General features: G+C 40.3%; 2 protein-coding genes. Both read right to left on the bottom strand.

Annotated features, from left to right (window positions below):
* The coding region (locus ACT8YW_RS23220) for a hypothetical protein (RefSeq protein ID WP_444107278.1) at positions 1–211 on the bottom strand (211 nt) is incomplete at its 3' end.
* Positions 212–337: 126 nt separating this feature from the next.
* Entirely contained in the window at positions 338–1,348 is a 1,011-nt protein-coding gene (locus ACT8YW_RS23215; protein WP_444107277.1) for a DUF3871 family protein, read from the bottom strand.
* Positions 1,349–1,697 lie beyond the last annotated feature (349 nt).

Here is a 1,697-nt window from a genome sequence, read left to right as displayed (position 1 = left end):
CCTTGTCCGGAGAATACTTTGAAGCTTCTTTCTTTTGCAGTTGAAGTTTTACCTTCTCCGCATCAAATTCATAATTCATGCATCTGTCAAAATTTCCCATCAGAAGAAGCAGGGGAAATAACATCCCGTGCCTGCAATTCCTTCCGTTTTCGTCTAATGCTGATTTACAGGTGTTACATTGGTATATGTCCTGTATACATGCTACGCTCATATATTTTCTCCTTTCTTTTTTTAGTTAAATTTCTGATAACAAAAAAGAGGATACCACCTTTCTTCCCTGGTGATACCCTCTTCGGATATGTAGTTCAAATCATATTTCTTCCGGTCATTCTATAAACTAGGAATATGCTTCGTCCCTGTGATTCAATGCTTCTGTCAGTCCTACCGAAATTTCCGTCGCATTTACACTACGTCCTAGAAATGAATCGAGATAGCTGTTTTTGTTTGCTCCTGTTATAAGGTTGTAGAACATCCACATACTTAGTTCACCGTTATTCCCGGCAAAGTTTTCATCGTGGATATATTGTTTTGCTACATTGTTGATCTGACTGTCTGTAATAAGCAGTCTCGGTAGCATCCTCTGTTGGTGCTGGGGGAGGTAGTTATACAGCCTCATTCTTCCCAGTATCTGGCAGAACTGTTTTTCACTCAGCATTGTGTCACCCAGTGATTGCATCAGGTGAATATGTTTTGCTACATTATATTGTCCGAACAAGTCCAGGGTGAATTGATATAGCCCCCTCGAACTTGTCACTTTGATTTCTTCCTTGTACCCGTCCGTTGATAAACACTGGTTGGTACAGGCCAGATTGAGAAATCCGACAGCGATATTGAATTTCTGCGCTGTCATTTTTCCGCTTAGATTATCCCTTGCATAGCTTTTACAGCCTGTGATGCATAGGTTCAGTCGATTTCCGTTTACATTCCGGCTGATGCTCGGAATCTCTATGTTGAAAATCATTCTTTCGTAGTACATTGTCTTGTCTGATTCCAGTAGTTGATCCACTCTCTTGTTGATTGCTTCCGGTATTCTTCCCCTGACAATGTGTGATGTTCTTATTTCCGGGGTACAAATCGTTTCCCCGTGATAAAAATCTCTGGCCGCCTCATAGACTGATTCTATGAAACTTTGATGTGATATGCATACCTCGTTGTCCTTGGCGAAAGTTGGTATGATACAATCGTTCTTGAGATGATCCAAAGTCACCTCTGTTGTATTCGCTTCAATGAATGGTGAGCGTTTTGCCGGTTGTTCCGTAATGATAACCGCTTCTTCCACGTCCTGCTTCCATTCGTTTGCTTTTGCCGCCCTTTGTGTGGATGGCAATAATAAATTGGTTGTTTCCATATTGTAACTTATTTTAATTGGTTGATAAATAAATTCCGATAAAAGAAAAAGCCAAGAGGGTTATTTCTTTGCTTTTACAAATATTCCTCTTAGCTTCTTGATTCCCTTGAGTACTGCTGTCGTAACTTCAAGGATTGTGATTATAACGTCCTGTGCTTTATTATATTCCATTCATTAGACGTTTATTGGTTCTCAGTTGCTACGTCACCTGTACCAACTTTACTTGCGGTATCTTTTTTCTTCCTCTTTTTGCCGCCATACTTCTCAACAAGCTCTACGATAACCGAACTTGCTACGATAATCTCAGCCACATTGGCCGCGATTCTGATTCCTTTCATTAATTTTCCCA

This window comes from Bacteroides sp., from assembly GCF_052357945.1.
In the GTDB taxonomy this organism is placed as follows: Bacteria; Bacteroidota; Bacteroidia; order Bacteroidales; family Bacteroidaceae; genus Bacteroides.
The sequence above is the reverse complement of the archived record's forward strand: the minus strand, read 5'-3'. Positions and strand labels throughout refer to the sequence as shown.